This window comes from Cupriavidus sp. LA-1 (assembly GCF_055385985.1).
In genome coordinates, this window is record NZ_AP031387.1 from 1,174,165 (window position 1) to 1,197,428 (window position 23,264).

At 65.4% G+C, this 23,264-nt stretch carries 24 protein-coding genes, 1 tRNA gene and 1 pseudogene; 16 read left to right on the forward strand and 10 right to left on the reverse strand.

The window, feature by feature from the left end; all coding sequences use genetic code 11:
• The first annotated feature begins 4 nt into the window (after positions 1–4).
• A tRNA-Arg gene (locus tag ACZ5MJ_RS05625) sits at positions 5–81 on the forward strand.
• Positions 82–154: 73 nt separating this feature from the next.
• Here ACZ5MJ_RS05625 and ACZ5MJ_RS05630 read toward each other — a convergent pair.
• Both ACZ5MJ_RS05630 and hppD read right to left on the reverse strand, forming a co-directional pair.
• Complete coding sequence (locus ACZ5MJ_RS05630; protein ID WP_464222834.1) at positions 155–574, reverse strand: RidA family protein; 420 nt, start codon at positions 572–574, stop codon at positions 155–157.
• Between the two features lie 41 nt (positions 575–615).
• On the reverse strand, positions 616–1,656 hold the full coding sequence (gene hppD, locus ACZ5MJ_RS05635; RefSeq protein ID WP_464222835.1) for a 4-hydroxyphenylpyruvate dioxygenase: 1,041 nt from the start codon (positions 1,654–1,656) through the stop codon (positions 616–618).
• A gap of 103 nt (positions 1,657–1,759) precedes the next feature.
• Between hppD and ACZ5MJ_RS05640 the strand changes: the two genes are divergently transcribed.
• From ACZ5MJ_RS05640 to ACZ5MJ_RS05665, 6 genes are all read left to right on the forward strand, one after another.
• Positions 1,760–2,233, forward strand: coding sequence for an Lrp/AsnC family transcriptional regulator (locus ACZ5MJ_RS05640; protein WP_464222836.1), 474 nt, complete (start codon positions 1,760–1,762; stop codon positions 2,231–2,233).
• A 293-nt stretch (positions 2,234–2,526) separates the two neighbouring features.
• Positions 2,527–3,015, forward strand: coding sequence for a winged helix-turn-helix transcriptional regulator (locus tag ACZ5MJ_RS05645; RefSeq protein ID WP_464222838.1), 489 nt, complete (start codon positions 2,527–2,529; stop codon positions 3,013–3,015).
• Between the two features lie 135 nt (positions 3,016–3,150).
• Positions 3,151–4,338 carry a thiolase family protein gene (locus ACZ5MJ_RS05650; RefSeq protein ID WP_464222839.1) on the forward strand — a complete coding sequence of 396 codons (1,188 nt, stop codon included), beginning with the start codon at positions 3,151–3,153 and terminating at the stop codon, positions 4,336–4,338.
• Between the two features lie 10 nt (positions 4,339–4,348).
• Positions 4,349–4,807: a MaoC family dehydratase gene (locus tag ACZ5MJ_RS05655; RefSeq protein WP_464222840.1), complete on the forward strand. Its 459-nt coding sequence runs from the start codon at positions 4,349–4,351 to the stop codon at positions 4,805–4,807.
• Positions 4,808–4,818: 11 nt separating this feature from the next.
• Positions 4,819–5,769, forward strand: coding sequence for a 2-dehydropantoate 2-reductase (locus ACZ5MJ_RS05660; protein WP_464222841.1), 951 nt, complete (start codon positions 4,819–4,821; stop codon positions 5,767–5,769).
• A gap of 32 nt (positions 5,770–5,801) precedes the next feature.
• On the forward strand, positions 5,802–6,611 hold the full coding sequence (locus tag ACZ5MJ_RS05665) for an oxepin-CoA hydrolase, alternative type (protein ID WP_464222842.1): 810 nt from the start codon (positions 5,802–5,804) through the stop codon (positions 6,609–6,611).
• A gap of 45 nt (positions 6,612–6,656) precedes the next feature.
• On the opposite strand, the gene ACZ5MJ_RS05670 is transcribed toward ACZ5MJ_RS05665, so the two are convergent.
• From ACZ5MJ_RS05670 to ACZ5MJ_RS05685, 4 genes are all read right to left on the reverse strand, one after another.
• Positions 6,657–7,658: a Bug family tripartite tricarboxylate transporter substrate binding protein gene (locus tag ACZ5MJ_RS05670; RefSeq protein ID WP_464222844.1), complete on the reverse strand. Its 1,002-nt coding sequence runs from the start codon at positions 7,656–7,658 to the stop codon at positions 6,657–6,659.
• 112 nt (positions 7,659–7,770) lie between these two features.
• On the reverse strand, positions 7,771–9,702 hold the full coding sequence (locus tag ACZ5MJ_RS05675; RefSeq protein ID WP_464222845.1) for an acyl-CoA synthetase: 1,932 nt from the start codon (positions 9,700–9,702) through the stop codon (positions 7,771–7,773).
• Between the two features lie 2 nt (positions 9,703–9,704).
• On the reverse strand, positions 9,705–10,496 hold the full coding sequence (locus ACZ5MJ_RS05680) for an enoyl-CoA hydratase/isomerase family protein (RefSeq protein WP_464222847.1): 792 nt from the start codon (positions 10,494–10,496) through the stop codon (positions 9,705–9,707).
• Positions 10,497–10,524: 28 nt separating this feature from the next.
• Entirely contained in the window at positions 10,525–11,709 is a 1,185-nt protein-coding gene (locus ACZ5MJ_RS05685) for an acetyl-CoA C-acyltransferase (protein ID WP_464222848.1), read from the reverse strand.
• 355 nt (positions 11,710–12,064) lie between these two features.
• Between ACZ5MJ_RS05685 and ACZ5MJ_RS05690 the strand changes: the two genes are divergently transcribed.
• The 4 genes from ACZ5MJ_RS05690 to ACZ5MJ_RS05705 all read left to right on the forward strand — a co-directional run bounded on the left by ACZ5MJ_RS05690 (position 12,065) and on the right by ACZ5MJ_RS05705 (position 16,381).
• Positions 12,065–12,544: an SRPBCC family protein gene (locus ACZ5MJ_RS05690; RefSeq protein WP_464222849.1), complete on the forward strand. Its 480-nt coding sequence runs from the start codon at positions 12,065–12,067 to the stop codon at positions 12,542–12,544.
• Positions 12,545–12,658: 114 nt separating this feature from the next.
• Complete coding sequence (locus tag ACZ5MJ_RS05695) at positions 12,659–13,147, forward strand: 2Fe-2S iron-sulfur cluster-binding protein (RefSeq protein ID WP_464222850.1); 489 nt, start codon at positions 12,659–12,661, stop codon at positions 13,145–13,147.
• Position 13,148: 1 nt separating this feature from the next.
• A complete protein-coding gene (locus ACZ5MJ_RS05700) occupies positions 13,149–15,524 on the forward strand; it encodes a xanthine dehydrogenase family protein molybdopterin-binding subunit (RefSeq protein WP_464222851.1) in 2,376 nt (791 codons plus the stop codon).
• Positions 15,521–16,381: an FAD binding domain-containing protein gene (locus ACZ5MJ_RS05705; RefSeq protein ID WP_464222853.1), complete on the forward strand. Its 861-nt coding sequence runs from the start codon at positions 15,521–15,523 to the stop codon at positions 16,379–16,381. Before ACZ5MJ_RS05700 ends, ACZ5MJ_RS05705 begins: the two co-directional genes overlap by 4 nt.
• A gap of 20 nt (positions 16,382–16,401) precedes the next feature.
• Here ACZ5MJ_RS05705 and ACZ5MJ_RS05710 read toward each other — a convergent pair whose 3' ends face one another.
• Positions 16,402–17,121, reverse strand: coding sequence for a TetR/AcrR family transcriptional regulator (locus tag ACZ5MJ_RS05710; RefSeq protein WP_464222854.1), 720 nt, complete (start codon positions 17,119–17,121; stop codon positions 16,402–16,404).
• 118 nt (positions 17,122–17,239) lie between these two features.
• Complete coding sequence (locus tag ACZ5MJ_RS05715; protein WP_464222855.1) at positions 17,240–17,791, reverse strand: TetR/AcrR family transcriptional regulator; 552 nt, start codon at positions 17,789–17,791, stop codon at positions 17,240–17,242.
• A gap of 283 nt (positions 17,792–18,074) precedes the next feature.
• On the opposite strand from ACZ5MJ_RS05715, the gene ACZ5MJ_RS05720 reads away from it, so the two are divergent.
• On the forward strand, positions 18,075–18,695 hold the full coding sequence (locus ACZ5MJ_RS05720) for a DUF302 domain-containing protein (protein ID WP_464222856.1): 621 nt from the start codon (positions 18,075–18,077) through the stop codon (positions 18,693–18,695).
• 224 nt (positions 18,696–18,919) lie between these two features.
• On the opposite strand, the gene ACZ5MJ_RS05725 is transcribed toward ACZ5MJ_RS05720, so the two are convergent.
• Positions 18,920–19,171 (reverse strand): DUF1488 family protein, encoded by a 252-nt coding sequence (locus ACZ5MJ_RS05725; RefSeq protein WP_464222857.1) that lies wholly within the window; start codon positions 19,169–19,171, stop codon positions 18,920–18,922.
• A gap of 225 nt (positions 19,172–19,396) precedes the next feature.
• Here ACZ5MJ_RS05725 and ACZ5MJ_RS05730 point away from each other — a divergent pair, with 225 nt between their 5' ends.
• Positions 19,397–19,534, forward strand: a complete 138-nt coding sequence (locus ACZ5MJ_RS05730) for a hypothetical protein (protein WP_464222858.1) — start codon at positions 19,397–19,399, stop codon at positions 19,532–19,534.
• On the forward strand, positions 19,531–19,701 hold the full coding sequence (locus ACZ5MJ_RS05735) for a hypothetical protein (RefSeq protein ID WP_464222860.1): 171 nt from the start codon (positions 19,531–19,533) through the stop codon (positions 19,699–19,701). The genes ACZ5MJ_RS05730 and ACZ5MJ_RS05735 overlap by 4 nt, the downstream gene beginning before the upstream one ends.
• Positions 19,702–19,728: 27 nt before the next feature.
• On the opposite strand, the gene ACZ5MJ_RS05740 is transcribed toward ACZ5MJ_RS05735, so the two are convergent.
• Complete coding sequence (locus ACZ5MJ_RS05740) at positions 19,729–20,631, reverse strand: LysR family transcriptional regulator (protein WP_464222861.1); 903 nt, start codon at positions 20,629–20,631, stop codon at positions 19,729–19,731.
• A gap of 104 nt (positions 20,632–20,735) precedes the next feature.
• On the opposite strand from ACZ5MJ_RS05740, the gene ACZ5MJ_RS05745 reads away from it, so the two are divergent.
• Together ACZ5MJ_RS05745 and ACZ5MJ_RS05750 are read left to right on the forward strand one after the other, a co-directional pair.
• On the forward strand, positions 20,736–21,836 hold the full coding sequence (locus ACZ5MJ_RS05745) for an NADH:flavin oxidoreductase/NADH oxidase (protein ID WP_464223664.1): 1,101 nt from the start codon (positions 20,736–20,738) through the stop codon (positions 21,834–21,836).
• Between the two features lie 146 nt (positions 21,837–21,982).
• Positions 21,983–23,220, forward strand: a pseudogene (locus ACZ5MJ_RS05750) (MFS transporter).
• Positions 23,221–23,264: the final 44 nt, after the last annotated feature.

Consider the following 23,264-nt stretch of genomic DNA (forward strand, 5'->3'; position numbering starts at 1 on the left):
CTTCGCGTCCTTAGCTCAGTTGGATAGAGCACTCGCCTTCTAAGCGAGCGGTCAGAGGTTCGAGTCCTCTAGGACGCGCCACGGTTTGCGGGCGATCGCCCGCGCCCCCTGTCCGGCCCACGGAAGCATCGCCGGAAAGCCTGTCCACTGCTGATCACACGGCGCGTCCCACAGCCACCGCCTTGATTTCGACCACAAGCGTCGGCCTTGCCAATGCGGCCACGCCGAGGATGGTCCAGGCCGGAGCATCCGCCTTGATGTAGCGATCCTTGATCTCGCGGAACGCCGCGAGCTGGCTGTCGATATCGACGTGATAGCTGACCAGTTCGACGAGATCCTCGAAGCCGAGCCCTGCCGCGTGCAGGATCGCTCCCAGCCGCTGGAATGCGAGATCGATCTGCTCCTCCACACTGGTGGGGACGGTCCCATCGGCACGGATGCCGATCTGGCCGGCGATGAACAGCAAGCCGCCCGCCGCAACGGCCGGGGCATAGTTGAACGTACTGAAAACGTCGGTGCTGCCGAAAACGGGGTGCGGATTCGAAAGGGCGATTGTCGTCTTGGATGATTGCATGGTGAGTACCTTGAGAACGTGAGAATGCCGAACGGGCGCGACTACGAAGCTTCCAGCGACCCGCGCCGAACTTGATCCTGCTCCTGGGATTCGAAGAGCGCCTTGAAATTGCCTTCGCCAAAGCCGTCCTCGCCGCGTCGCTCGATGATTTCAAAGAAGATTGGACCGATCTGGCGGCGCGTAAAGCGTTGCAGCAGGATCCTGCCGTTGCCCTTGCCGTCGAGGAGAATGCCCAGACGCTCAATGTTGTCGAGGTTCTGCCCATGACCGGGTACCCGGGCGTCCACGCTCTGGTAATAGGTCTTTGGCGGGGTATCCATGAAGTCGATTCCGCCAGCCTCCATGGCCGCGATGGATTGCTCGATGTTTGAGGACAGGAAAGCGATGTGCTGGATGCCCTCGCCACGGTAGTCGAGGATGAATTCGTCGTTCTGATTCAATACGCCAGGCTGATCGTGCGCCGCGGCGGCGATCGGAATCGACACCTTCCCGCATGGGCTCACCATCGACCGGGCCCGCATCCCCGTTTGCCTGCCTTTCACATCCAGGTACTGTTTCTGGACGAAGGCGAACGTGTCTTGGTAGAAGTCGGCCCAGTGGTCGAGGTTCTCGGGCTTGACGATGTTCGAGGTGTGGTCGATTGCCTGGATGGCGGCACTTGCCACCTCGACAGGCTGACCCGGGCGATAGGGGGTCGAAAACACTGTCTCGATGCCGTGATCGACGAAATAGACCAGGCTGTCGCCGATCCCCACGATCGCCGGCGCGTCGACGACGAAGGCGCCAAACTCAGCCGGGGTCGCCAGACGGGCTCCGCCCTCCAGCGCCTGTGCCAGGGCATTTGCGGCGTCGCCGACGTTGATCGCGATCGCGCGTGCGGACGCCCCGTGAACGTCCCGGAAAGGATTGGGCGCGGGATTCACGATCAGGGCAGCTTCATTCTGGCGCAATAGAACCGCCCCCGTTTGCGCGTGCTGACCCAATGCCCTGAATCCGAGCTTCCCGAACAGGGCAACCAGCACTTCTGGCTCTGGGCAGACAAACTCGACGAAGGCGAAACCTGCTGTCGTTACGGTACTCATGCTCCACTCCACATACAAATCAGGATTGGAGAAAGTTTGCTTTATATTGATGTGGTCAGGGCTTTAGAATCGAAAGTAGACAGGCGGCTCATCTTTTATTTCCGTGGAAAATACGGACCGAAGCTTTCTCGACGCAACTGACCTGAAGCTGGTGCAGATGCTGCTGCGCGACGGCAGGGCCCCCTACAAGTCGCTCGCGGCAGAAGTCGGGCTGACGGCGCCGGCATGCGCAGAGCGCGTCCGACGCTTGAAAGAGCGCGGCGTGATCAAGGGGTATCGGGCCGAAGTGGACTGGACGCGCCTGGGTTTCCCGATCAACGCCATCATCCGCATTGGGGCATCCGCGGAGCGAGGGGACAGTCTTCTGAAGACGTTCCGCGAGACCCCTAACGTGGTGGAGGTCATGCGGGTCACGGGGTCGGACAGCTACATTCTCCATGTGTTGACCCGGTCCAGCGCGGAATTGGAGGCCGTTATTGACAGAATTGGCAGCTTTGGCACGATTACCACGTCCCTTGTGCTCTCGATTCCGATGCCGGCGGCCGAGCGTGTCAGCCAGGTGCTTTCGGCAAAGTAGCCGGTGGCGCTCTGGCTATAAGGTTCCGAATTCGCCGTTTTTCTTTCAGCGACGCCATCGGAAGCCCATCCAACTGTTGCGGGTCTTGACAAGCATACCGAGCAAGTATTGCGGGAAACGCTGGGGTTAGGACGCCGGCGCCTACATCCACTTCCACGGCTAACTCCTCGCCCTTGCAGCACCACTTAGCGCCAGGGTCAGCACAGCCTCAAAATCCAACTTGCGTGATGATAGCAACTACTCTAGACTAACTATCAAATTGATAGCAACATCACTTTCCAAGGCCACCCATCATGCAGAGAAAGCCGCTTGGTGAAACCCCGTGCCCGATCGCCCGCACCGCGGCCCGCGTGGCCGACAGCTGGAGCGTGCTGATCCTGCGCGAAGCCTTCTACGGCGTCACGCGCTTCGACGCGTTCCAGCAGAACCTGGACATCGCCCCCAATATGCTGACCCGCCGCCTGAACTCGCTGGTGGACGAGGGCATGCTGGAGCGGCGCCAGTACTGCGACCGGCCGCCCCGCTCTGAGTACCTCCTGACCGAGCGCGGGCGCGACTTCCGCCAGGTTTTGCTGGCGATGCTGGCCTGGGGCAACAAGCATCTCGCGCCCGAGGGCGAGAGCGTGCACCTGGCCAACCGCCGTACCGGCGCGCGCGTCGAGCCGGTGCTGGTCGATGCCGCCAGCGGCCGCCCCGTCACCGGCCCCGACTTCCACATCATTCCCGGCCCGGCGGCCAGCGACGGCGTGCGGCGGCGGCTGGACCACTCGGCCGAGGCCTGACCCGAATCCTCCCGAACCCCGCGCCGCCAAGGCCCATCGCAGGGTCCGGGAGCCTGCCGCCAGGCCGATTCCGCACGGCGTGTCGCCTGACGCGCATGCGACGGATCGATGCTGAGTTTTGTCATGGAGTATGAGATGAATGCAAGAGATGTCGTGCTGTGCCAGCCATTGCGAACCGCGATCGGCGCCTACAACGGTTCATTGAAATCCATCCCGGCGACGGAGCTCGGTGCCGCGGTGATCCGTGCCTCGGTGCAGGCCGCGGGAATCGACCCCGGCGAGGTTGGCAGCGTGGTGTTCGGCAATGTGATCCAGGCGGGCAACCGGATGAATCCGGCCCGGCAGGCTGCCATCGGGGCGGGCCTGCCGGTTTCTGTTCCGGCGATGACCGTCAACCGCGTATGCGGCTCGGGGGCGCAGGCCATCGCGACGGCTGCGGACGAGGTCCGGCTGGGCTATGTCGACATCGCCATTGCCGGCGGCATGGAGAACATGGACCGCGCGCCTTACCTGATGCCCTCCGCCCGTTGGGGACAACGCATGGGCGATTCCGTGCTGCATGACAGCATGCTGTACGACGGACTGCTCGACGCCTTCTCCGGCCAGCACTCCGGCTGGCATACCGAGGACCTTGCCGCGCGCTATGCGCTCAGCCGCGAGGCGCAGGATCGCTGGGCCGAACGCTCGCAGCGGAGTTTCGCGCTGGCACAGGCCAAGGGGCGCTTCGCCGGCCAGATCGCCGGGGTGCCGGTCAAGGGGAAGGGCGGCGCGACCCTGTTCGAGGTGGATGAAGCCAACCGGCCCGATACCAGCCTCGACGCGCTCAGCCGCCTCAAGCCGGCGTTTCGCCCGGACGGCACCATCACCGCCGGCAATGCGCCGGGGCTGAACAGCGGGGCGGCGGCCATGATCGTTGCCGAACGTTCGCTGGCCGAAAGCAAGGGGCTGGCGCCGATGGCGCGGCTGGTGGCCTATGGGGTGGGCGCGGTGGAGCCCGGCCTGTTCGGGCTTGGGCCCGTCCCGGCGGTGCGGCAGGTGCTGCAGCGCGCCGGCTGGCAGCTGGGCGACATTGAACGCATCGAGATCAATGAAGCCTTTGCCACGGTTCCCCTGGCAGTGGCCGCGGAGCTTGGCCTGCCCCACGACATCATCAATGTCGATGGTGGCGCCATTGCGCACGGCCATCCGATCGGAGCGACCGGTGCGGTGCTGACGACGCGCCTGCTGCATGCCATGCGCGCGGACGGCATCCGGCGCGGCATCGTCACGCTGTGCATTGGCGGCGGCCAGGGGATTGCGCTGGCGCTCGAGGCGCTGGCCTGAAGGAACAAGCATGAGCATCCAATACATCGAGGACCTGGCGCCGGGCCAGAAGTATGGTTCGGGGCGGCTGACCGTCGAGCCGGACAAGATCAAAGCCTTCGCTGCCGAGTTCGACCCGCAGCCTTTCCATCTCGACGAAGCGGCTGCGCGCGGCACGCTGTTTCGCGGCCTGGCCGCGAGCGGCTGGCATACGGCGGCGCTGACCATGCGCCTGCTGGTCGACGGTGAACTCCGGCCGGCCGGCGGCATCATCGGGGCAGGCTTCGAGGCGTTGCGTTGGCCCAAGCCGGTGCGGCCCGGCGATGTGTTGCGTGTGGAGAGCGAGATCCTGGAGGTGCGGACGTCGAAGTCGCGTCCCGATCAAGGCATCGCGAAGGTGCGCATCACAACCTTCAACCAGCATGACGAACCCGTGCAGGCCGGCGTCGTCAACCTGGTCGTGCAGTCCCGTCCCGCTGGCAACGCATAGACGGGGGCGCCATGAAGATATTGGTACTCGGTGCCGGTGCGATGGGTGGCTACTACGGCGCGCGACTGATCGAGGCGGGCGCGGATGTCACGTTCCTGGTGCGGCCTGGCCGCGCGCAGGCGCTGGAACGCCATGGGCTGGCGGTGCGCAGTGAGCTTGGCGACTTCCATCGTCCGGTAAGAACGGTTCTGGCGGGCGAGGTCGATGCGCAGTATGACCCGCAGTACGACCTCATCCTGCTGGCCTGCAAGGCCTACGACCTTGATGACGCGATCGCAGCGATCAGCCCGGCCGTTGGCACCGGCACCGCGGTACTGCCGCTGCTCAATGGCCTGGCTGCCTATGACCGGCTCGACCAGCGCTTTGGCAGGGAGCGCGTGCTGGGCGGGGTCTCCTATATCGCGACAACGCTGGCAGCGGACGGACCCGTGCTGCACGCTGGCCGCATGGACCGGCTGGTGGTCGGCGCGCGCGCCGCGCAGACCTCGGCGCTGGCCACGGAATTTCATGCGCTGGTATCCGGGGCAGCGGGCACGCGCGAGGTATCGGGCGCGATCGAGCAGGAACTCTGGAACAAGTGGGCCATGATCGCCGCAGGCGCGGTCATGACATGCCTGATGCGAGGGACCGTCGCGGACATCATGAAGACGCAGGACGGTCAGCGCCTGATGCTTGACGCGATCGCGGAGTGCCGGACGGTGGCCCAGCTATGCGGCCACGCCATCCCGGAACCCGTTGCCGATGCCATGCGGGGCCGCCTGCTGGACCGTGCCTCGACCTGGGCGGCCTCGATGGCGCGGGATATTGCCCAGGGCGCCCCACGCATTGAAGCCGATGCCATCGTCGGCGATCTTATCGCACGCGCAGCCAGGCACGGGCGCGATCTCCCGTTGAGCCGCGCGGCCTATTGCCACCTGCAAGTCTATGAGGGTCAGCGCGCTGCGCAACAGAACGCCGGCTGATCGGACCTCGCCCCACTGACAGACTTCACGACATGACCACTTTTTCTTCTTTGCTGCAGCACACGGAAGGCCGCGTGCTGGTGCTCACCATCAACAATCCCGGCAAGCGCAACGCCATCGCGGCCGACCTCTATGACAATATCCGCGCCGCACTGGCCGCTGCTGCCGACAATCCCGAGATTGGCGCGATCGTGCTGACCGGCGCCGACAACTACTTTTGTGCGGGCGGCGATCTGGAACTGATCAGCAAGCGGCGGGAACTGACCTACGAGGAGCGCATCGAGCGCCTCGGGCACCTGCACGACGTGGTAGGCAAGCTGCGCGATTTTCCCAAGCCGATCGTGGCAGCGGTCGAAGGCGGGGCGGCGGGCGCGGGCTTCTCGCTGGCAGTGGCCTGCGACCTGCTCGTGGCGTCCGCCGGTGCCGCCTTTTCGATCGCCTATGTGAAGGTGGGGCTGACTCCGGACGGCGGCATTACGGGCCTGCTGGCGCAGAGCCTGTCGCGGCAGGTGCTGACGCAACTTGCGTTGACCGGTGATCGCATCACGGCGGAGCAGTTGCAGCACTTCGGGGTAGTCAACCAGCTGGTGGACGCGGGACAGGCCGGCGCGGTGGCGATCGCGCTGGCGGAGCGGCTTGCGCAAGGGCCACAGCAGGCCATGGCATCGATCAAGGCATTGTGCCGGCATGCCCATGAGCGCACGCTCGGCGATCAGCTCGAAGCCGAACGGATTGCGATGGCCGTGGCCCAGGGCGGTGCCGAAGCTGCCGAAGGCATTGCTGCATTTCTTGGGAAGCGGCCCGCCGATTTTGCCAGCCTGCGCCGCGGCGCGGCTGGCTGAGCGCATGGCCACGGGGGCCTCCACCAGGAGGCCCCCGACCACGCCTTACTGGCCGGCCAGCTTCAGGTTCTTGGCAATGCGGGTCAGCTTGGCGTGTTCGCCGTTCAGGAAGGCTTGCGCCTGGGCCATGGTCATTGGCTCAATCGCGCGCTGAAGGTTGACGCTGCGGCGGGTCCGGTTCTCGGGGCTGGTCACCCAGGCGTTCATGGCCTCCACCACGCGTGCCGTCACGGCGTCCGGCGTATCCGGCGGGGCCAGCACGCCTGCCCACTGGCTGTACTCGAAATCGGCCAGGGCCTTGTTTTCAGACAGCGCGGGCACATCGGGCAACGACGGATGCCGGGCCTTGCTGGCGACTCCGATCGGCTTGAAGCGGCCGGCCTTGATCATGCCGTAGGTCGGCCCCCCCATGGGAATGAAGGTCAGGTCTACCTGTGCTCCGGCGATGTCGTTGGTGACCGGGGCCGCGCCCTTGTAGGGCACTTCCAGGAAGCGCACGCCGGTACGGGCCTGGAAGTCGGCGCCTACCAGGTGGGGCGCCGAACCGGGGCCCCAGTGAGCCAGCGACAGTGGGCGGTTCTTCGGGTTCTTTGCGTAAGCAATGACCTCGTCGACGTTCTTGAACGACAACGAGGGATTCGAGACCAGGATGAAGTCCGATATCCCGGTGAAGCCCGCCAGCCTGAACTTCTCCGGCGCATACCTCGCCGACGCAATGGTGAGCGGCGCGACCAGGAAGTCGATGCCGGTCGTGCCCAGCAACGTGTAGCCATCGCTGGCGCTGCGCAGCACGTTCATCGCGCAGATCGAGCCGCTTGCGCCGGGGAGGTTGTCGGCAATGATGCTTTGCCCCAGGCTGCGCTTCATCACCACGGCTGCCGCGCGGATCGATTCGTCCGCCGGGCCGCCGGCGGGAAATGCGACCTTGACGATAATCGGCTTGCTCGGATAGGGCGCCTGCGCCCACAGCCAGGACGGCGCAAGCAGCGCCGGCGCGGCGCCGCAGGCGGCCTGCAACAGGCGCCGACGCGAAAGCTGGATGGTCATGGTTGTCTCCTTGATGGATGCTGCGAGCCGTCATGCCGTGCGCCAGGCGTGAGGCGCTGCCGGCATGCGGCTCGCACGGCCTCTGGCGAGACCCTGCTTTTTTGGGAACGGGCTACTCGTAGGCCACCGCGTACTTGATCGTCAGCGTCGTGAACGCCTTGCCGATGGTGGCTAGCGCGGCCTCCCTTTGCTCGTGGCTCAGGGCGGCGGGCAGCACCAGCGTGGACAGGATGCCCTGGTCGCCACGGTCTTCGATGCGGATATCGACAAGCGGAACCGGCGTATCCGCCTTGACCTCGGCAAGCATTTGCCGCTGCGCCCGCAGTACGGCGTCGGTGCGCAGCGTGTTCTTCTGGATCTTGCCGACTGCGGTCTTCGGGATGGCTTCGACCACGTAGAACTGCTTGGGCACGGCGGCGCGTTCCGGGATCACCTCATAGGCGTAGTGCTTGATGCGGCCGATCGGGTAGGTGCTGCCCGGCTTGAGCGCGATATAGGCGACCGGCAGCTCCCCGGCATGCGCGTCCGGCAGGCCGACGGCGGCGGCATCGAATACCTCGGGGTGCCGATACAGCGCCTCTTCGATCATGCGCGGATCGATATTGTTGCCGCCGCGGATGATCAGGTCCTTGGCCCGGCCGGTCAGCCAGAAGTAGCCATCCTCGTCCGCATAGCCCAGGTCGCCGGTATTGAACCAGCCGCCCTCGAACCAGATGCTCTTGTTCTGCTCCGGGTTCAGGTAGCCGGCGAAGATGTTGGGGCCGCGCACCACTACAATGCCGGGTTCACCCGGCGCGCAGTCGCGCTGGATGTGCCCATTGGCAGCCTTGACGACCTTCATCTCCTGGTAGGCCATGGGAAGGCCGATGGAGCCGATGCGCCGCTCGCCATAGCGCGGGTTGGTTGCGCTCAGCGCGGTACCCTCGGTCAGACCGTAGCCTTCAAAGATCTTCGCCCCGGTCTTCTGCTCGAACGCCTCCGCGACGGCCACTGACAGCGGCGCCGTGCCGCAGCTCGCCGCGCTGAGAGAGCTGATGTCGGCGTCCCCGATCGGAATGTTCAGGGCCATGTTCACCACGCTCGGCACCATGCCCAACCCGGTGACCCCGAAATGTTCGACGATCTGCCAGAGATTGCGGATGACGGACGGATCGCGCCAACCGCTGGACGTCAGCAGCACGACCGATGCGCCACGGGCCAGCGGCATCAGGCAATTGGTGAGCACGCCCGTGACATGGAACATCGGCACGCCGCAGACGCGCACGTCGTTGGGCTGGACGTCGATCTGCATCGCGCTCACCCAGGCCATGGCCACTTCGTTGCCGTGCGTGTGGAGGGCAAGCTTGGGCGTGCCGGTGGTGCCGCCGGTATGGAACATCGAGGCGGTATCCTGCGGCGAGAACACCCGCTGGCTGTCAAGCGCCTCGCCCTGGAAGCGGGAAAGCCCGGCATCGAGGTCGACAATCCCTGCCTCGCTCGCGGTGCCGCCGCCGGCCTTGATCCAGTGCTGTACGCCGGGCAGCTCGCGCCGCACCAGCATGGCCTTGTTCCAGGCCTCGATATCCGCGTCGGGGCCATAGGCGATTACCGCCTTGGCGCCGGCATTGCGCAGCAGCGCTGCGATGATCTCCGGCTCAAGCATCCAGTTGACCGGGCAGGCAATGCCAGTCGCCTCGCTGCCCCAGAGCGCGTACTGGGACTCCGGTGTCACCGGCATCAGAACCCCGATGACGTCGTCGGGGCCCAGGCCCAGCGAGTGCAGCAGGTTGGCAGTCTGCGTGATGCGCCCGAACAGCTGCGCATGGGTGATGGTGAACGCCTTGTCCAGCTCGTCGCCGGAGGCGAAGTAGTGCAGGGCGGGCGCTTCCGGCGCACGGTCGCGCGCCAGGCGCAGCAGCGCGTAGGTGCTGTCAGGCAGTTGCCGTTCGGCAAGCGGCGTCTGCTCGAAATGCCTGATATCGGCAAGCGTCGTGACCTTCAGCCGCGGCTGGTAGGGATCGGCCCGACCCGGGCTGGCCGGAATCCGTGTGTTGAGCTGGGTCATGATCAGGTTCCCTGGTAGACCGGACGGCGCTTGTTCAGGAACGCCTCACCGCCTTCATGCATGTCGTCCGTGCTGAACAGCGTGGCAAAGGCAAGCTGCTCCAGCATCAGCGCGGTATCGAGCGTCGCGTCCTGGCCGTTGTTGATCATCAGCTTGGCCATGGCAATGGAGTGCGGAGATTTCTCTGCGATGCGTCGCACATACGCCTTCGCTTCCTCCAGTACCTCGCTGGCGGGCACCACCTTGTTGACGAGCCCGATGCGGTAGGCCTCGTCCGGCTTGATGATTTCGCCGGTGAAGATCATTTCCTTGGCGCGTGTCGCCCCAACCAGCCGGGTCAGACGCTGGGTGCCGCCGCGTCCCGGAATCAGGCCCACATTGGTTTCGGTCTGTCCGAGCAAGGCGTTGTCCGCGGCGACGCGCAGGTCGCACGCCATCGCCAGCTCCAGGCCGCCGCCGAAGCACGGTCCTGCAATGGCCGCGATCACGGGGATGGTGCTGTGGTGGATCAGCGCCCACAGGTCGGGCGCGCCGCTGGTCGGGACGAAGGCCTCGATCGGGCGGCGCGCGAGCATCTCGGGAATGTCGCCCCCGGCGACGAACGCCTTGGTACCGCCCCAGAGGACGATGCCGCGAACGGTCCGGTCGGCCATCAGCGAAGACAGGGCCGCGTAGAGGTCGCTGCGCAGTGCCGTGTTGAGTGCGTTGTATTTTTCCAGCCGGTTCATGGTGACGACGGCACACGGGCCATCCCGGTCCACGAAGACGGTTTCGTACTCGGTGATATTGCTCATCGGTTGTCTCCTGTTGTTCCGGCGTCTCTTAGTGAATGAACTCGAACAGCCCGGCCGCGCCCATGCCGCCGGCGGCGCACATGGTCACCACGCCGTACTTGGCCTTGCGGCGGCGCCCTTCGAGCAGGATGTGGCCGACCTGGCGCGCACCCGTCATGCCATACGGATGTCCGATGGCGATGGCGCCGCCGTTGACATTGACGCGCTCCAGCGGCAAGCCCAGCTGGTCGATGCAATACAGCGCCTGGCAGCCAAAGGCCTCGTTGAGCTCCCACAGGTCGATGTCGTCGATGGAGAGCTCGTTGCGCTCCAGCAGGCGCGGGACCGCACGGACCGGGCCGACACCCATTTCATCCGGTTCCACGCCCGCGGTGGCCAGGCTCACGAAGTACCCCAGGGGTTCGAGGCCGCGCCGTTCCGCCTCGCGCTCGGACATCACGACCAGCGCCGCGGCGCCGTCCGACAACTGGCTCGAATTGCCGGCCGTCACCTGGTAACCTTCGCCCTTGACGGCGGGCAGCACGCGCAGCTTCTCCAGCGTGGTGTCGGCACGAACACCTTCGTCGGCTTCGAGCAGGAACTCGACCATGGAAGTCTCGCCGGTGTCCTTGTTCGTCACCGACTTGAGCGATGCGAGCGGAACAATCTCGTCCGCGAAACGGCCTGCTTGCTGGGCTGCGACGGTGAGCTGCTGGCTGCGCACCGAGAACTCGTCGGCGCGCTCGCGCGACATGTCATAGCGCTTGGCCAGGATCTCGGCGGTATCGATCATGTGCAGATAGACATCGGGCCGATTCTTTGCAAGCCAGGCCTCTTGTTGGGCAACCTTCAGCGTGACCGGCTGCGACAGGCTGATGGATTCGACGCCACCCGCCACCATCACCGGCACCTTGTCGATCAGGACGCGCTGCGCGGCGAAGGCCACCGCCTGCAACCCGGACGCGCAGAAGCGCGTCAGCGTGGTGCCGCTCACGGTCACGGGCAGGCCAGCGCGGATAGCGCCCGCGCGGGCAACATTGCCGCCGGTGGCGGCGATGGGTTGGCCGCAGCCAAAGATGATGTCTTCGACTTCCCCTCCGTCGATTCCCGCGCGCTGGACGGCATGCTGGATGACATGGCCGGCCATGGTCGCCCCATGGGTCATGTTGAAGGCGCCACGGCTGGCCTTGCCGATGGGGGTGCGGGCGTACGAAACGATGACTGCGCGAGACATGGGTTCTCCTTTGGAGTTGATGGATGCAGACGTCATGGGCCTGCCAGGCCACAAATGTAGACGGTGGATACATTGAGTGAAGCATCGTCCATGGGAATGAACGAGCAGGCGGCAGCGATGAAGGTGTGAGGCGTATCGCTCGTACCGTTGGCTCAGGATCTCGCCGGGTGCGCTCAGTGTATCCACTGTCTACATCCTAGGCGGACGATCTTGAAGACGTCAAGAACTCGTGGGCATTGTTCGGGTTTACCTGCCTCTGCATTTCTTGACGGTACCCGACACGCTCTCTAGGATATAGACACTGGCTAGATTGACGTTGGCCGAAAGGGACGACATAGAACCGGAGGGACAGAAATTGGAATTCACTGGTGCACAAGTCATCAAGGCTTCCAGGGAGGAGGTCTGGAAGCGGTTGAATGATCCGGCTACGTTCCAGCGATGCTTGCCGGGATGCGAGCAATACCTGCAGGTCGATGACGGCGGCTATGACGCGGTCATCGTCGCGGCCGTCGGGCCGATCAAGGCGCGTTTCAAGGGCACGGCCCGCTTCTCGGACCACCAGGAGGGCATTGGTTATCACATCGAAGGCAGCGGCAGCGGTGGCGTCGCAGGCTTCGGCAAGCTGGGCGCCGATGTCCGGCTGGAAGACGTCGAAGGCGGCACTGCCCTGCATTACGTTGCCGCGGCGCAGATGGGAGGGAAGCTGGCACAGATCGGATCCCGTCTGGTCGGCGCCGTGGCGAACAAGTTCCTGGCGGAGTTCTTTTCCCGCTTTGAAAAGCTGGTGAGTCTTGACGGAGATAGGGGCAGCTCCCTGGCACCTTCCTCTGACTAGACCTCGGCCGGCAAGGGTAGGCCTGCTCTTTTTTTTCTTCTTTAGTATGATGATCATAATACTATGAGCGTGAGGCCCGGCACTGATGGCCGCCGGTCAAACGGGGATAGAGAGGTGACAGTGAAAATAGAGAACACTATCAATGGCGTGAGCGGCACAACCGAGATAGAGCCGAGGCGGCTCCTGGTGCATTTTTTGCGGGACCAGAAGCGACTGACCGGCGTCCATATCGGTTGCGACACCTCGCAGTGCGGCGCCTGCACGGTGCTGATCGACGGAACGACCGTGAAGTCATGCACCGTGCTGGCCGCCCAGACCGACGGCTGCGAGCTCCATACGATCGAGGGGATGGACAACGATCACACGACGACCGTCCTGAAGGAAGCCTTCAACGAGCTTCATGGCCTCCAGTGTGGGTTCTGTACCCCGGGAATGCTGCTGGCGGCACGCGCGCTCCTTGCGCGTCAGGCCGCGCCCTCGGAACACGAAGTCAGGGAAGCGCTGCACGGCAACCTGTGCCGCTGCACCGGGTACCAGAACATCGTCGACGCAGTGCTGCTCGCCGCGACGAGATTGCAGTCCGTTGCCCGTGAGGAGGCTTGAGATGAGCGACGCACAGAGCAGTAGTGCAACCAGGTACATCGGCAAGTCGGTCAGGCGCCGCGAGGACAAGCGACTGATGAGCGGCCGGGGCAAGTTCACCGATGACCATCAGTTCCCGGGCATGGTGTTCGCGGCCTTCGTCAGGTCGCCGTTTGCCCACGCCAACGTACGCGGTATCGATACGGCGGAGGCGCGCGCGCTGCCTGGCGTGATCGGCGTGCTGACCTATGCCGATATCGAGGGCAAGGTCGGCGACATACGGCCGAACTGGGTGGTGGGCAACTCGAAGGTGCCACCGCATCCTCCGCTTGCCGCCGATCGTGTGCGGTACGTCGGAGAGGCCGTGGCGATGGTGGTGGCACAAACGCGCGAGATCGCGGCGGACGCAGCAGAGCTCGTCGCGGTCGACTACGACGAGCTTCCGGCCGTCGTCGATGCCGAAGCGGCACTGGCGGACACGGCGCCCCAGCTGCACGACAACGTCCCCGGCAACCACATTGGCGTCTTCCGGCAAAAGGGCGGCAACTACGAGGAGGCGGTTAAGCAGGCTGACCGGGTCGTGTCGATCCGGCTGGTCAACCAGCGGCTGATACCCAGTCCCCTTGAGCCTCGGGCGCTTTGCGCGAATTTCGATCCCGTTGAGGAGCGCCTGACGTTTATCGTTCCCACGCAGGTTCCGCATATGTCGCGGCGCTGGCTGGCGGAAACGCTCAGGTGGCCGGAGCACCGGATCCGGCTGGTGGCGCCGGATATCGGCGGCGGCTTCGGCGCCAAGATGCACTTCTATGCGGAAGAGGTGCTGGTGGCGTTCGCATCCCGGCACTTCGGCTTTCCGATCAGCTGGACCGAGACGCGCAGCGAGAATTGTGTGGCGACCACGCACGGCCGTGCGCATACGGAGTACGTGGAAGCTCCCGTCACCAATGACGGCAAGGTGCTGGGGATCAGGCTGCGCTCGTTCGCCAATCTCGGGGCCTATCTCTCCAATATGGCAACGGGTATCCCCACCATCAACACGGCCAACTACATCACCGGCAACTACCAGATTTCGTCGGTCGACACGGAGGTCAATCTGGTGACGACCAACACCACGCCGGTCGACGCCTACCGGGGCGCCGGACGCCCGGAAGCCGCCTATATCATCGAGCGGCTGATGGATGCGGCGGCCGGCGAACTCGACATCGACCCGGTTGAACTGCGCCGCCGCAACCTGGTGCGCTCGGACCAGTTTCCATACCAGCCGCACGACGGCGCGCGCGGCAAATGGGATTCCGGCGACTACGAAGCATGCCTGGCCAAGGCGACCGAGCTGATCGGCTACCAGAGCTGGCGGGAGCAGCAAGCCACGCTGCGCCAGCAGGGCAGATACATCGGCATCGGGGTGATCTGCTATCTCGAGCTGGTGGGCATGGGCATTTCACCGATGCTGGAGAAGGTCGGTTTCGACCGGGGCGGCTGGGAGAGCGCGCATGTGCGCGTGCATTCCGATGGCAAGGTCACGCTGTTCAGCGGATCGATGCCGCAAGGCCACGGCCACGCCACCAGCTTTGCGCAGATCGTCGCGGAAGTCCTGCAACTGCCGATGGACGATATCGATGTCGTCCAGGGCGACACCGACCGCGTGCTGGCAGGGCATGGCACCTTCAATTCGCGATCCATGCCAGTAGGGGGCAGCGCTGCCTATATGGCGGCGGGCAAGATCCTCGCAAAAGCACGCCGGATCGCCGGCCTCATGCTGGAGGTTCCTGAAGAGGAAGTCCGCTATGCGGATGGCCAGTTCACAAGCGCAGCCAATGCCACCGTCATTCCCTTCGCGCGGGTCGCAAGAATGGCATATCTTGCGCACAAGCTGCCCAGGGATCTTGAGGCCGGCCTGGATGAGCGCGTCTTTTATGAGCCGGTCTCCATGGGAGCGCCGAACGGTTGCCATGCAGTGGTCGTGGAGGTCGATGCGGAGACCGGCACAGTGGCCATTCTTGATTACGTGGCCGTGGATGACGTTGGCGTCATGATCAATCCCATGCTGTGCCACGGCCAGATGCACGGCGGGATCGCGCAAGGCATCGGGCAGGCACTGTTCGAAGAGGCAAAGTATGACGAGGCCGGGCAATTGCTTTCGGGTTCGCTGCTCGACTATGGCTTCCCGCGCATCGAGCAGATCCCGCGCATGCGTACCGGTTTCCATGTCTCTCCGGCGCCGTCGAACCCGCTGGGCGCCAAGGGCATCGGAGAAGCCGGCTGCGTCGGTGCGCCGCCCGCGATCGTCGCGGCGGTATGCGATGCCTTGAAGCCATTCGGCATATCCCATCTCGATATGCCGCTGACGCCGCCGAAGGTCTGGCGTGCGATCCACGAGACAAGCCGGAGCGCGACATGATTCCCTATGAAGTCGAGTACGTCCGGGCGGGCAGTGTGCAGCAGGCACTTGCCATGTTGGCGCAGAACCCCGACGCCAAGATCCTGGCCGGCGGCCATACGCTGCTGCCAATGATGAAACTGAGGCTGGCCAGGCCGGCCTTGCTGGTCGATATCGGCCGCCTGCCTGAACTCCGTGGCATCACGGTCGGCCAGGACGGCATCTCGATCGGCAGCGCGACCACGCACGCCGAACTGGAGGCAAGCGCGGAACTGAAGCAACTCGCGCCGCTGTTTCCGCTCGCCGCGAGCGTGATTGCCGATCCGACGGTCAGGAACCGCGGCACGATCGGCGGCGCGCTGGTACACGCCGACCCTTCGGCGGACTGGCCGGCGGTAGTGCTTGCGGCCGGCGCCGAGATGGAAATAGTGGGCGCGCAGGGCACCAGGCGCATCCCCGCGCACGAGTTCTTTGTCGGCTTCATGTCTTCGGCGGTGCAGCCGGACGAAGTCCTGACGCGCATCCATGTGCCATCGCCGGCCGCAACGCGGGTCGCCTACCACAAGTTCCGGCATCCTTCGTCAGGCTACGCGGTGGCTGCCGCGGCGGTGGCGATCGGCGTGGTCAACGATGGCTATGCATGGGGGCGGATCGGTATTACCGGCGTCGCCGATACGGCATTTCGCGCAAAATCGGCCGAGGCATTGCTGGAAGGCAACCTCGCTGACATCGCGGACAAGCTGGAAGCCATTGTCGACGCGGCATTCGCCGGCGTGACGCCGCTGGAAGACAACTTCGCGGATGGCACCTACCGGCTTCAGCTGGGCCGGGTCATGCTGAAGCGGGCGCTCCGCGAAGCCCTCGAGCCGCGAGGCTGAAGTGCTGCAAAGCCAGGGGGCTACGACTGCGCGGCGCTGCGTGGCCTTGCCTTTGGCTTGCTTGCGGCGGCATCCGGAGCGACTGCCGCCGCTTTTTTCTTTCCTGCCGCCAGCAGGCCGGTCAGCACGAACTGCTGGACGCTCTGCCGCCATTGGGCCAGCGCGACCTTCGGGCGCGGGCTCGGGCCGGTCGGCCTGGCACTGAAGAACATGCTGACGCCATGCATGGCCGACCATGCGCAGCGCACCATCATGTCATCGAACTGCTCGGCGAGGTGGTTTTCCCGGAAGTAGTCCTGGACCGCACCGGACAACAGCTGGTAAGAGGCGCTGCCAGCTTCGAGCAGGTCGGGGTACTTCACCTTGTCCTCGATCTGTGGTCCGAACATCAGGTAGAAGAGGGCCGGATGCCTGACGGCGAACTCGATATAGCCATCCATGACGGTGAGCAGCCGGGCCTCGGCCGTCATCTCGGGCGATAGCCGGGCCCGCCGCACAGCGACCAGTTCACGGAATCCGTCGGCTGCGATCGCGGCCAGCAGGCCCTCCTTGTCGGCAAACTGGTTGCGCGGCGCGCCGTGGGACACCCCCGCAAGCTTGGCCGCGGAGCGCAGCGTCAGCCCGTGGACGCCCTTGTCGGCCAGGATCTCCCTGCCGCAGCGGATCATTTCCTCCCGCAGATTGCCATGGTGATAGCTTTGACGGGCCGGGCGGGCCGGGCGGGCTGGGGAGGAAGTCATGAGTGCGGTTTGCGGTGTCGTCAGGCCTCCATATTAGCGCCAACCATCTCCTGCCCCTGGACTTGCCGCAAGCCGGGAGAGCGCACGCATGGCCGGTCAGCGGCCGCAGGGCATTGCGCTACAGGGAAGACTGGAGGGCATCCACGATTTCGGTGGACAGCGCTTCCGAGCGGACGGCGCGGGCCAGCACAAGGCCGCCGACCATGGCTGCAAGCGTAACGATCGCGTCCTTGCGCGAAGCCTCATCATTACTCCCGGCGACCAGTTCGATCAGCGACACGACCCGCGCCTCGAAGCGCCGCCGCGTCCTGGCGTCAAGGCGAGAGACATCGGTGCCGAGCGCCGCGATGGCGCAACCCGCTCCAGGGTTGTCGCGGTGCTTCTTGTTCACGTAGGCGCCAACGATGGCGCTCTTGCGCTGCCGGGGCGGCGCCGCTTGCGCGGCCTGCCCGAGAAACTCCATGGTCTGGTCGAAGGCGGCATCGATCGCCTCGGCAATCAGGGCATCCTTGGACTCGAAGTGTGCGTAGAAGCCGCCATGCGTCAAGCCCGCGCTCTTCATCAACTGCGCCACGCCGATGCCATTGACACCGTGCTTGCGGAATTGCGTCGAAGCCGCCTTGACGATGTGCTGGTGGGTCTCGGCTTTCTGGTCGTGTGAATAACGCATGGTCAGGGCGGGAAGAGTGGAAGAGCGCAGGGGTCTCTGCAATATATAGCATTACGATCATCATGGCATCCGATTCCTCCTGGATGTCAGCGCGCAATGACGCGCATTGGCGCGTATCCCGCACTCCCGAGCCTGCCCTTAGGGATAGCACCGAGGGGAGCGGGCGTGATCTTGCTTGACCCTGCCGGTTCCCCTGCCTAGGATGTAGACGCCGGATACATTCGGTGATCGTGATCGAGGGATGTTCAATGAACTGCGGCATCGCCAGGCTGGCGGAGGTGAAATGAGACAAGAACTGAACCGCGCATTCGCGCTTGCTATGTCGGCCACGCTGGTGCTGACACATGCCGCGGCACATGGCAGCGAAGCGGCAACAAGACAGACGGGACCCAGCCTGGCGCAGGCCGGTTCACAGCCTGTCAGCATCGTGCACAAGACCCTGGCGCTGCACGTCGACTACGAAGACTTCACGCGCAGCTTCGAGGCCATTCTTGGCAGGTTCGATCCCGCCGCGTTGGCTTCGCTGCTGGCCAGCGACCCCGGTGCAGCGGACGCGCGCATTGCGCGCATGGAGGGCGAGCAGGGATTGATGATTTTCGCGGCGCAGAACCATGGCGCGCTGTTCGCCATGACTGGCTCGCCCAGGAAAGCCAAGCGCTATCACGTCGGAAACCCGAGGATTGCGCTGCAGATGACCAGGCTCGATATCCGCGCCGGCCTCTATGCACCACTGTCCGTGCTGGTCTATGAAGCGGAACCCGGCGTCGTGAACGTCGACTTCGACCAGCCTTCCACGTTGTTCGGCCAGTTCGGCAAACCGGCCGTTACAGCGATCGGCCTCACACTCGATCGAAAGCTGGAGGCCGTGATTGAGCGGGCCGCGCTACTTGCTGTCCAGCGGTAAGCCTGGAAACAGGGAAATCCGGTGTGCCACGGATCGATCGCGAGGTGGCGCAGGGACTGATCGATACGGCGCACCGGACGTGCCCGTACGCGAAGGCGCTGCACGGCAACATCCAGATCGAAACCAAGCTGGTCTAGCGGGTTTGCACGGATCGGGCGCAAGTGTAGCCGGCAGTACAAGGCAGCGCGGCGGTGGGCTGCCACCGCCGCGCTGCCTTGCCGGGTTCAGCAGATCGTGTAGGTGGTCCGCTCGCCAGGGTTGTAGAGCTCCCTGGCCAGTGCCAGGATCTGGTCCCGATGATCGTCGAAGGTGGCGAGAAGGGCGGCTTCTTCAGCGGCGCCCTGGTGGCTCAGGCGCAAAAGGATATCGTCAGTGACCTGGAATGCCACTTCGCGCGCGTTGTCGTAGCCCCAGAAACAAACGCAGTGATGCGCTGCATCGTAGCTGCGGCTGGGATTGGGAAAGTTCAGTGCCATTGCAGACTCCTGTCCGGTGCAGGAACGCCGTGCAAGGTTGGTTGCAGGCGCCGGCGGGTGCTGCCAGCCCTAGTATGCGCCTGTTTGCCGGAAGCCGGGCATCTGTTCGCCGTCGCTTGCCGCGGCCCATGGCTGCCCTTCCCGGAAAGATATCTACTTGGCCGGCGATTTAGCGCGTATGCTGGGGTTGCCATTACCTCCAGGCAAGCCACTCAGGAGTCCATCATGGCCAAGAGTCAACTACGCAGCAGCCGCGAAGCCAAGAAACCCAAGCAACCGAAGAAGCCATCCGCGCCGGCTTCACCCTTCAGCACGGCCCAGGCCCGGGGCGGGCACGATGATGTCGCCAAGAAGAAAAAATGATTGAAGCCGGCGGCACAGGGACCCTCTGGTCCCTTGCCTTCCTCGCGGTATTGCTTGGTCTCTACGGCTACATCATCCGGGTGGGCATTCACCACAAGCCGGTGTTCGGCATGGCGAAGCATTCGCTGCGGTACTGGTGGCACCGGCTGGCCCACGTGACCAGGTAGCCGAGCCAGGTGCACAACGCAGGCCAGTCAGGCCGGCGCCGGGAAAGGTGTTGTCGCGCACCCCCAGACATGTTGGCGGAGGTAGTCAAGCACCCGCGTCGCGCGGGCGGACAGCGGCCACTCCGACCGGTGGATCAGCCACAGCGTGTCGACTACCGGCGCCCCGCAATCGACCACCCTGACCGCATCCGCGCGGGCAAAGGCTTGGTGCGCGTAGCGCGGGATCACCGTGAAGCCCAGCCCGCGCGCCACCGGTTCCAGGATCAGACCGATATGGTTGGAGAAGCCGCGGCAGGGCAGGCTGCCCACGCCGGGGTTGGCGGGGAAGCGCCGGCTGAGCAGCCGGCTCGCCATTGCCTGCCCATCGGGGTGGTCGATAAAGCCGATGCGTGCCAGGTCCTCCCACGTGTGAACCGTCTCCTGCGCGGGGATCACAAGTTCAAGCGACTCCGCGGTGAAGGGGCTGGCCGTCAGGCGCGCATCGTCCGGCGGCAGCGTGACCAGGCCCAGTTCATAACGGTTCTGCAGCACGGCCTCCACCACCTCCTGGTCCGGGGCGAAGCGGTGGCGCACGACCACGCCGCGGTTGGCCTGCTGGAACGCCAGCAAGACCGGGTACAGGTACAGCCCGATGCTGCCCGGCGTGATCAGCGAGACCTCGCCGTTGGTGCCGTCCGCATCCGACAGGCGCGTGCGCAGCCGCTCGTCGGCCTTGTCCAGTTCGCGGCAGTAGTCCAGCAACGCGTTGCCGGCGGGTGTCAGCTCGAGCGCACGCGGGCGGCGGATCAGCAGCGGCCCGAACTCGCTCTCCAGATGGCGCACATGCTGGCTGACGGCGGCCTGGGTCAGCCCAAGCTGGTCAGCCGTACGGGTGAAGTTGCCCAGTTCGGCAAGCGTGGCGAACGAGCGGAGCCACTGTGGGTGCACCATAATGAATATTTATCACGATCATAACTGGTTGGTGGTTTTCATTATAGTGGCGGGGGCCTAGCATAGCGGTCATGCCAACCTCCGCAATGCAGGAATCCAAGAGCATGTCCGCCCTGTTTACCCCGTTCGAACTGAAAGATGTCACCCTGCGCAACCGCATCGCAATTCCGCCGATGTGCCAGTACAGCGCCGTCGATGGCCTGACCAACGACTGGCACCTGGCCCACTACACCGGACTGGCGCGCGGCGGCGCCGGCCTGGTCATCGTCGAAGCGACCGCTGTGTCCGCCGATGGCCGCATCACGCCGGGGTGCACCGGCCTGTGGAACGATGCGCAGATGGCCGGCATGGCCCGCATCGCCGCCGCGATCAAGGCCGGTGGCGCGGTACCGGGCATCCAGATCGCGCATGCCGGGCGCAAGGCCAGCGCCAACCGGCCCTGGGAAGGGGACGATCATATCGCCGAAGGTGACCCGCGCGGCTGGGACACGCTGTCGCCGTCGGCCGTGGCCTTTGGCGCGCACCTGCCCAAGGTGCCCCGGGCCATGACCCTGGATGATATTGCCCGGGTCCAGCGCGACTTTGTCGATGCGGCACGCCGGGCGCGTGAAGCCGGCTTCGAATGGCTCGAACTGCATTTTGCCCACGGCTACCTGGCGCAGAGCTTTTTCTCGCGCCACGCCAACCAGCGCACTGACGCATATGGCGGCAATGCCGCCGGCCGCAGCCGCTTCCTGCTGGAGACGCTGGCTGCGGTGCGCGAGGTATGGCCCGAACACCTGCCGCTGACCGCGCGTTTCGGCGTGGTCGAGTTCGACGGGCACGACGAGCAGACGCTGGCGGAATCCGTCGAACTGGCGCGCGCCATGCGCGAGGGCGGGCTGGACCTGCTCAATGTCAGCGTGGGCTTCTCCACGCCGGAGGCGAAGATCCCCTGGGCGCCGGCATTCCTTGCGCCGATTGCCGGCCGCGTGCGCAGCGAAGCCCGGCTGCCGGTCGCTTCCTCGTGGGGCATCGACGATCCGCAGCTTGCGGATCGCGCGGTGGCGGACGGGCAGATGGACCTGGTGATGGTCGGCCGCGCGCTGCTGGCCAATCCGCACTGGCCCTATCACGCCGCGAAGCGCCTGCAGGTGCAGAAGCCGTCGTGGGTGCTGCCGGCGCCCTATGCGCACTGGCTGGAGCGGTACCAGCTGCAGGGCTGAACCGGGGCGGCTCCGGCAGATTTTACGGTTTTGCCGCACAATACCGCCTGCGCGCCGCACAGGAGCACGCTGGATCGATCAGAGGCGAGGGCACCGACCTCGCCCGTCAGCGGGCGGCATTTGTTGAACATCCTGCAATCCTGTACATGGCCGCCCCACATGAACAATCGCCCGCGGATCCCGTCCGCGGCGCCGACGCTTCCCTGTCTTCCCGCGATGGCAATCCATCCGGCCGCCTGCCGCTGCTGGCGCTCGGCGTCGGCAGTTTCGCCATCGGCACCGGCGAGTTCGTCATCATGGGCCTGCTGCCCGATGCCGCGAGCGATCTCGCCATCTCCATCCCGCAAGCCGGCCACCTGATCAGCGCCTATGCGCTGGGCGTGGTTATCGGCGCGCCGCTGCTGGCGGTGCTGGGTGCGCGCTGGCCGCGGCGCAACCTGCTGATCGCGCTGATGGCGGTGTTTGCCGCCGGCAATGTCGCCAGCGCCCTGGCACCTTCCTATCTGTCGATGATGGTGGCACGGCTGCTCACGGGCTTTCCGCATGGCACGTACTTCGGCGTGGCGGCGCTGGTTGCCGCCAGCCTGGTCCCGCGCGAGCGGCGTGCGCAGGCGGTGGGGCTGGTGATGCTGGGCCTGACCACTGCCACGCTGGTGGGCGTGCCGATCGCGGCCACCGTCGGCACCTGGCTGGGCTGGCGCTCGGCCTTCCTGATCGTCGGCGCCCTCGGCGCGCTGACGGCGCTGCTGGTATGGCGCTGGGTGCCATTCGTGCCGGCCGACCGCCGCGCCAGCCCGCTGCGCGAACTGTCGGCGCTCGGGCGCAAGCAGGTGTGGCTGACGCTGGGCATCGGCGCGATCGGCTTCGGCGGCATGTTCTCGGTGTTCAGCTACATCAAGCCGACCATGCTGGAGCTGGCGCATATGCCGGCGGCGGGCATCCCGGTGGTGCTGTCGGCATTGGCATGGTGACGGGCAACCTGGCCGGCGCAAAGCTGGCGGACAAGGCGCTGATGCCTGCCATCGGCGGCGTGCTGGTCTGGACAGCGCTGGTGCTGGGCGCCTTCACCTTCACCGCGCCGCATGCCTGGCTGGCGGCCTTCAATGTGCTGCTGGTGGGCACCGCGGTGGCGCTGGGGCCGGCGCTGCAGATCCGGTTGATGGATGTGGCCGGCGATGCGCAGACGCTGGCCGCGGCGCTCAATCATTCGGCCTTCAACATGGCCAATGCGCTCGGCGCGTGGCTGGGCGGCGTCACCATTGCCGCCGGCTATGGCTGGGAATCGACCGGCTGGGTGGGCCTGCTGCTGGCGCTGGGCGGACTGGTGGTCTATGCCTGGTCGATGCTGAGCATGGGCCGGCAGGGGGCGCCCGCCGCGGCGTAAGGCATGCTGGCGCACCTGGAGCGCCCGCACATCTGCAAGGAACA

What these genes read in the sequence shown, in the direction of transcription:
- ACZ5MJ_RS05630 (WP_464222834.1), bottom strand. Translation starts at nt 574, where the DNA reads ATGCAATCATCCAAGACGACAATCGCCCTTTCGAATCCGCACCCCGTT.
- hppD (WP_464222835.1), bottom strand. Translation starts at nt 1,656, where the DNA reads ATGAGTACCGTAACGACAGCAGGTTTCGCCTTCGTCGAGTTTGTCTGC.
- ACZ5MJ_RS05645 (WP_464222838.1), top strand. Translation starts at nt 2,527, where the DNA reads ATGCAGAGAAAGCCGCTTGGTGAAACCCCGTGCCCGATCGCCCGCACC.
- ACZ5MJ_RS05650 (WP_464222839.1), top strand. Translation starts at nt 3,151, where the DNA reads ATGAATGCAAGAGATGTCGTGCTGTGCCAGCCATTGCGAACCGCGATC.
- ACZ5MJ_RS05655 (WP_464222840.1), top strand. Translation starts at nt 4,349, where the DNA reads ATGAGCATCCAATACATCGAGGACCTGGCGCCGGGCCAGAAGTATGGT.
- ACZ5MJ_RS05660 (WP_464222841.1), top strand. Translation starts at nt 4,819, where the DNA reads ATGAAGATATTGGTACTCGGTGCCGGTGCGATGGGTGGCTACTACGGC.
- ACZ5MJ_RS05665 (WP_464222842.1), top strand. Translation starts at nt 5,802, where the DNA reads ATGACCACTTTTTCTTCTTTGCTGCAGCACACGGAAGGCCGCGTGCTG.
- ACZ5MJ_RS05670 (WP_464222844.1), bottom strand. Translation starts at nt 7,658, where the DNA reads ATGACCATCCAGCTTTCGCGTCGGCGCCTGTTGCAGGCCGCCTGCGGC.
- ACZ5MJ_RS05675 (WP_464222845.1), bottom strand. Translation starts at nt 9,702, where the DNA reads ATGACCCAGCTCAACACACGGATTCCGGCCAGCCCGGGTCGGGCCGAT.
- ACZ5MJ_RS05680 (WP_464222847.1), bottom strand. Translation starts at nt 10,496, where the DNA reads ATGAGCAATATCACCGAGTACGAAACCGTCTTCGTGGACCGGGATGGC.
- ACZ5MJ_RS05685 (WP_464222848.1), bottom strand. Translation starts at nt 11,709, where the DNA reads ATGTCTCGCGCAGTCATCGTTTCGTACGCCCGCACCCCCATCGGCAAG.
- ACZ5MJ_RS05700 (WP_464222851.1), top strand. Translation starts at nt 13,149, where the DNA reads ATGAGCGACGCACAGAGCAGTAGTGCAACCAGGTACATCGGCAAGTCG.
- ACZ5MJ_RS05705 (WP_464222853.1), top strand. Translation starts at nt 15,521, where the DNA reads ATGATTCCCTATGAAGTCGAGTACGTCCGGGCGGGCAGTGTGCAGCAG.
- ACZ5MJ_RS05710 (WP_464222854.1), bottom strand. Translation starts at nt 17,121, where the DNA reads ATGACTTCCTCCCCAGCCCGCCCGGCCCGCCCGGCCCGTCAAAGCTAT.
- ACZ5MJ_RS05715 (WP_464222855.1), bottom strand. Translation starts at nt 17,791, where the DNA reads ATGCGTTATTCACACGACCAGAAAGCCGAGACCCACCAGCACATCGTC.
- ACZ5MJ_RS05720 (WP_464222856.1), top strand. Translation starts at nt 18,075, where the DNA reads ATGAGACAAGAACTGAACCGCGCATTCGCGCTTGCTATGTCGGCCACG.
- ACZ5MJ_RS05725 (WP_464222857.1), bottom strand. Translation starts at nt 19,171, where the DNA reads ATGGCACTGAACTTTCCCAATCCCAGCCGCAGCTACGATGCAGCGCAT.
- ACZ5MJ_RS05730 (WP_464222858.1), top strand. Translation starts at nt 19,397, where the DNA reads ATGGCCAAGAGTCAACTACGCAGCAGCCGCGAAGCCAAGAAACCCAAG.
- ACZ5MJ_RS05735 (WP_464222860.1), top strand. Translation starts at nt 19,531, where the DNA reads ATGATTGAAGCCGGCGGCACAGGGACCCTCTGGTCCCTTGCCTTCCTC.
- ACZ5MJ_RS05740 (WP_464222861.1), bottom strand. Translation starts at nt 20,631, where the DNA reads ATGGTGCACCCACAGTGGCTCCGCTCGTTCGCCACGCTTGCCGAACTG.
- ACZ5MJ_RS05745 (WP_464223664.1), top strand. Translation starts at nt 20,736, where the DNA reads ATGTCCGCCCTGTTTACCCCGTTCGAACTGAAAGATGTCACCCTGCGC.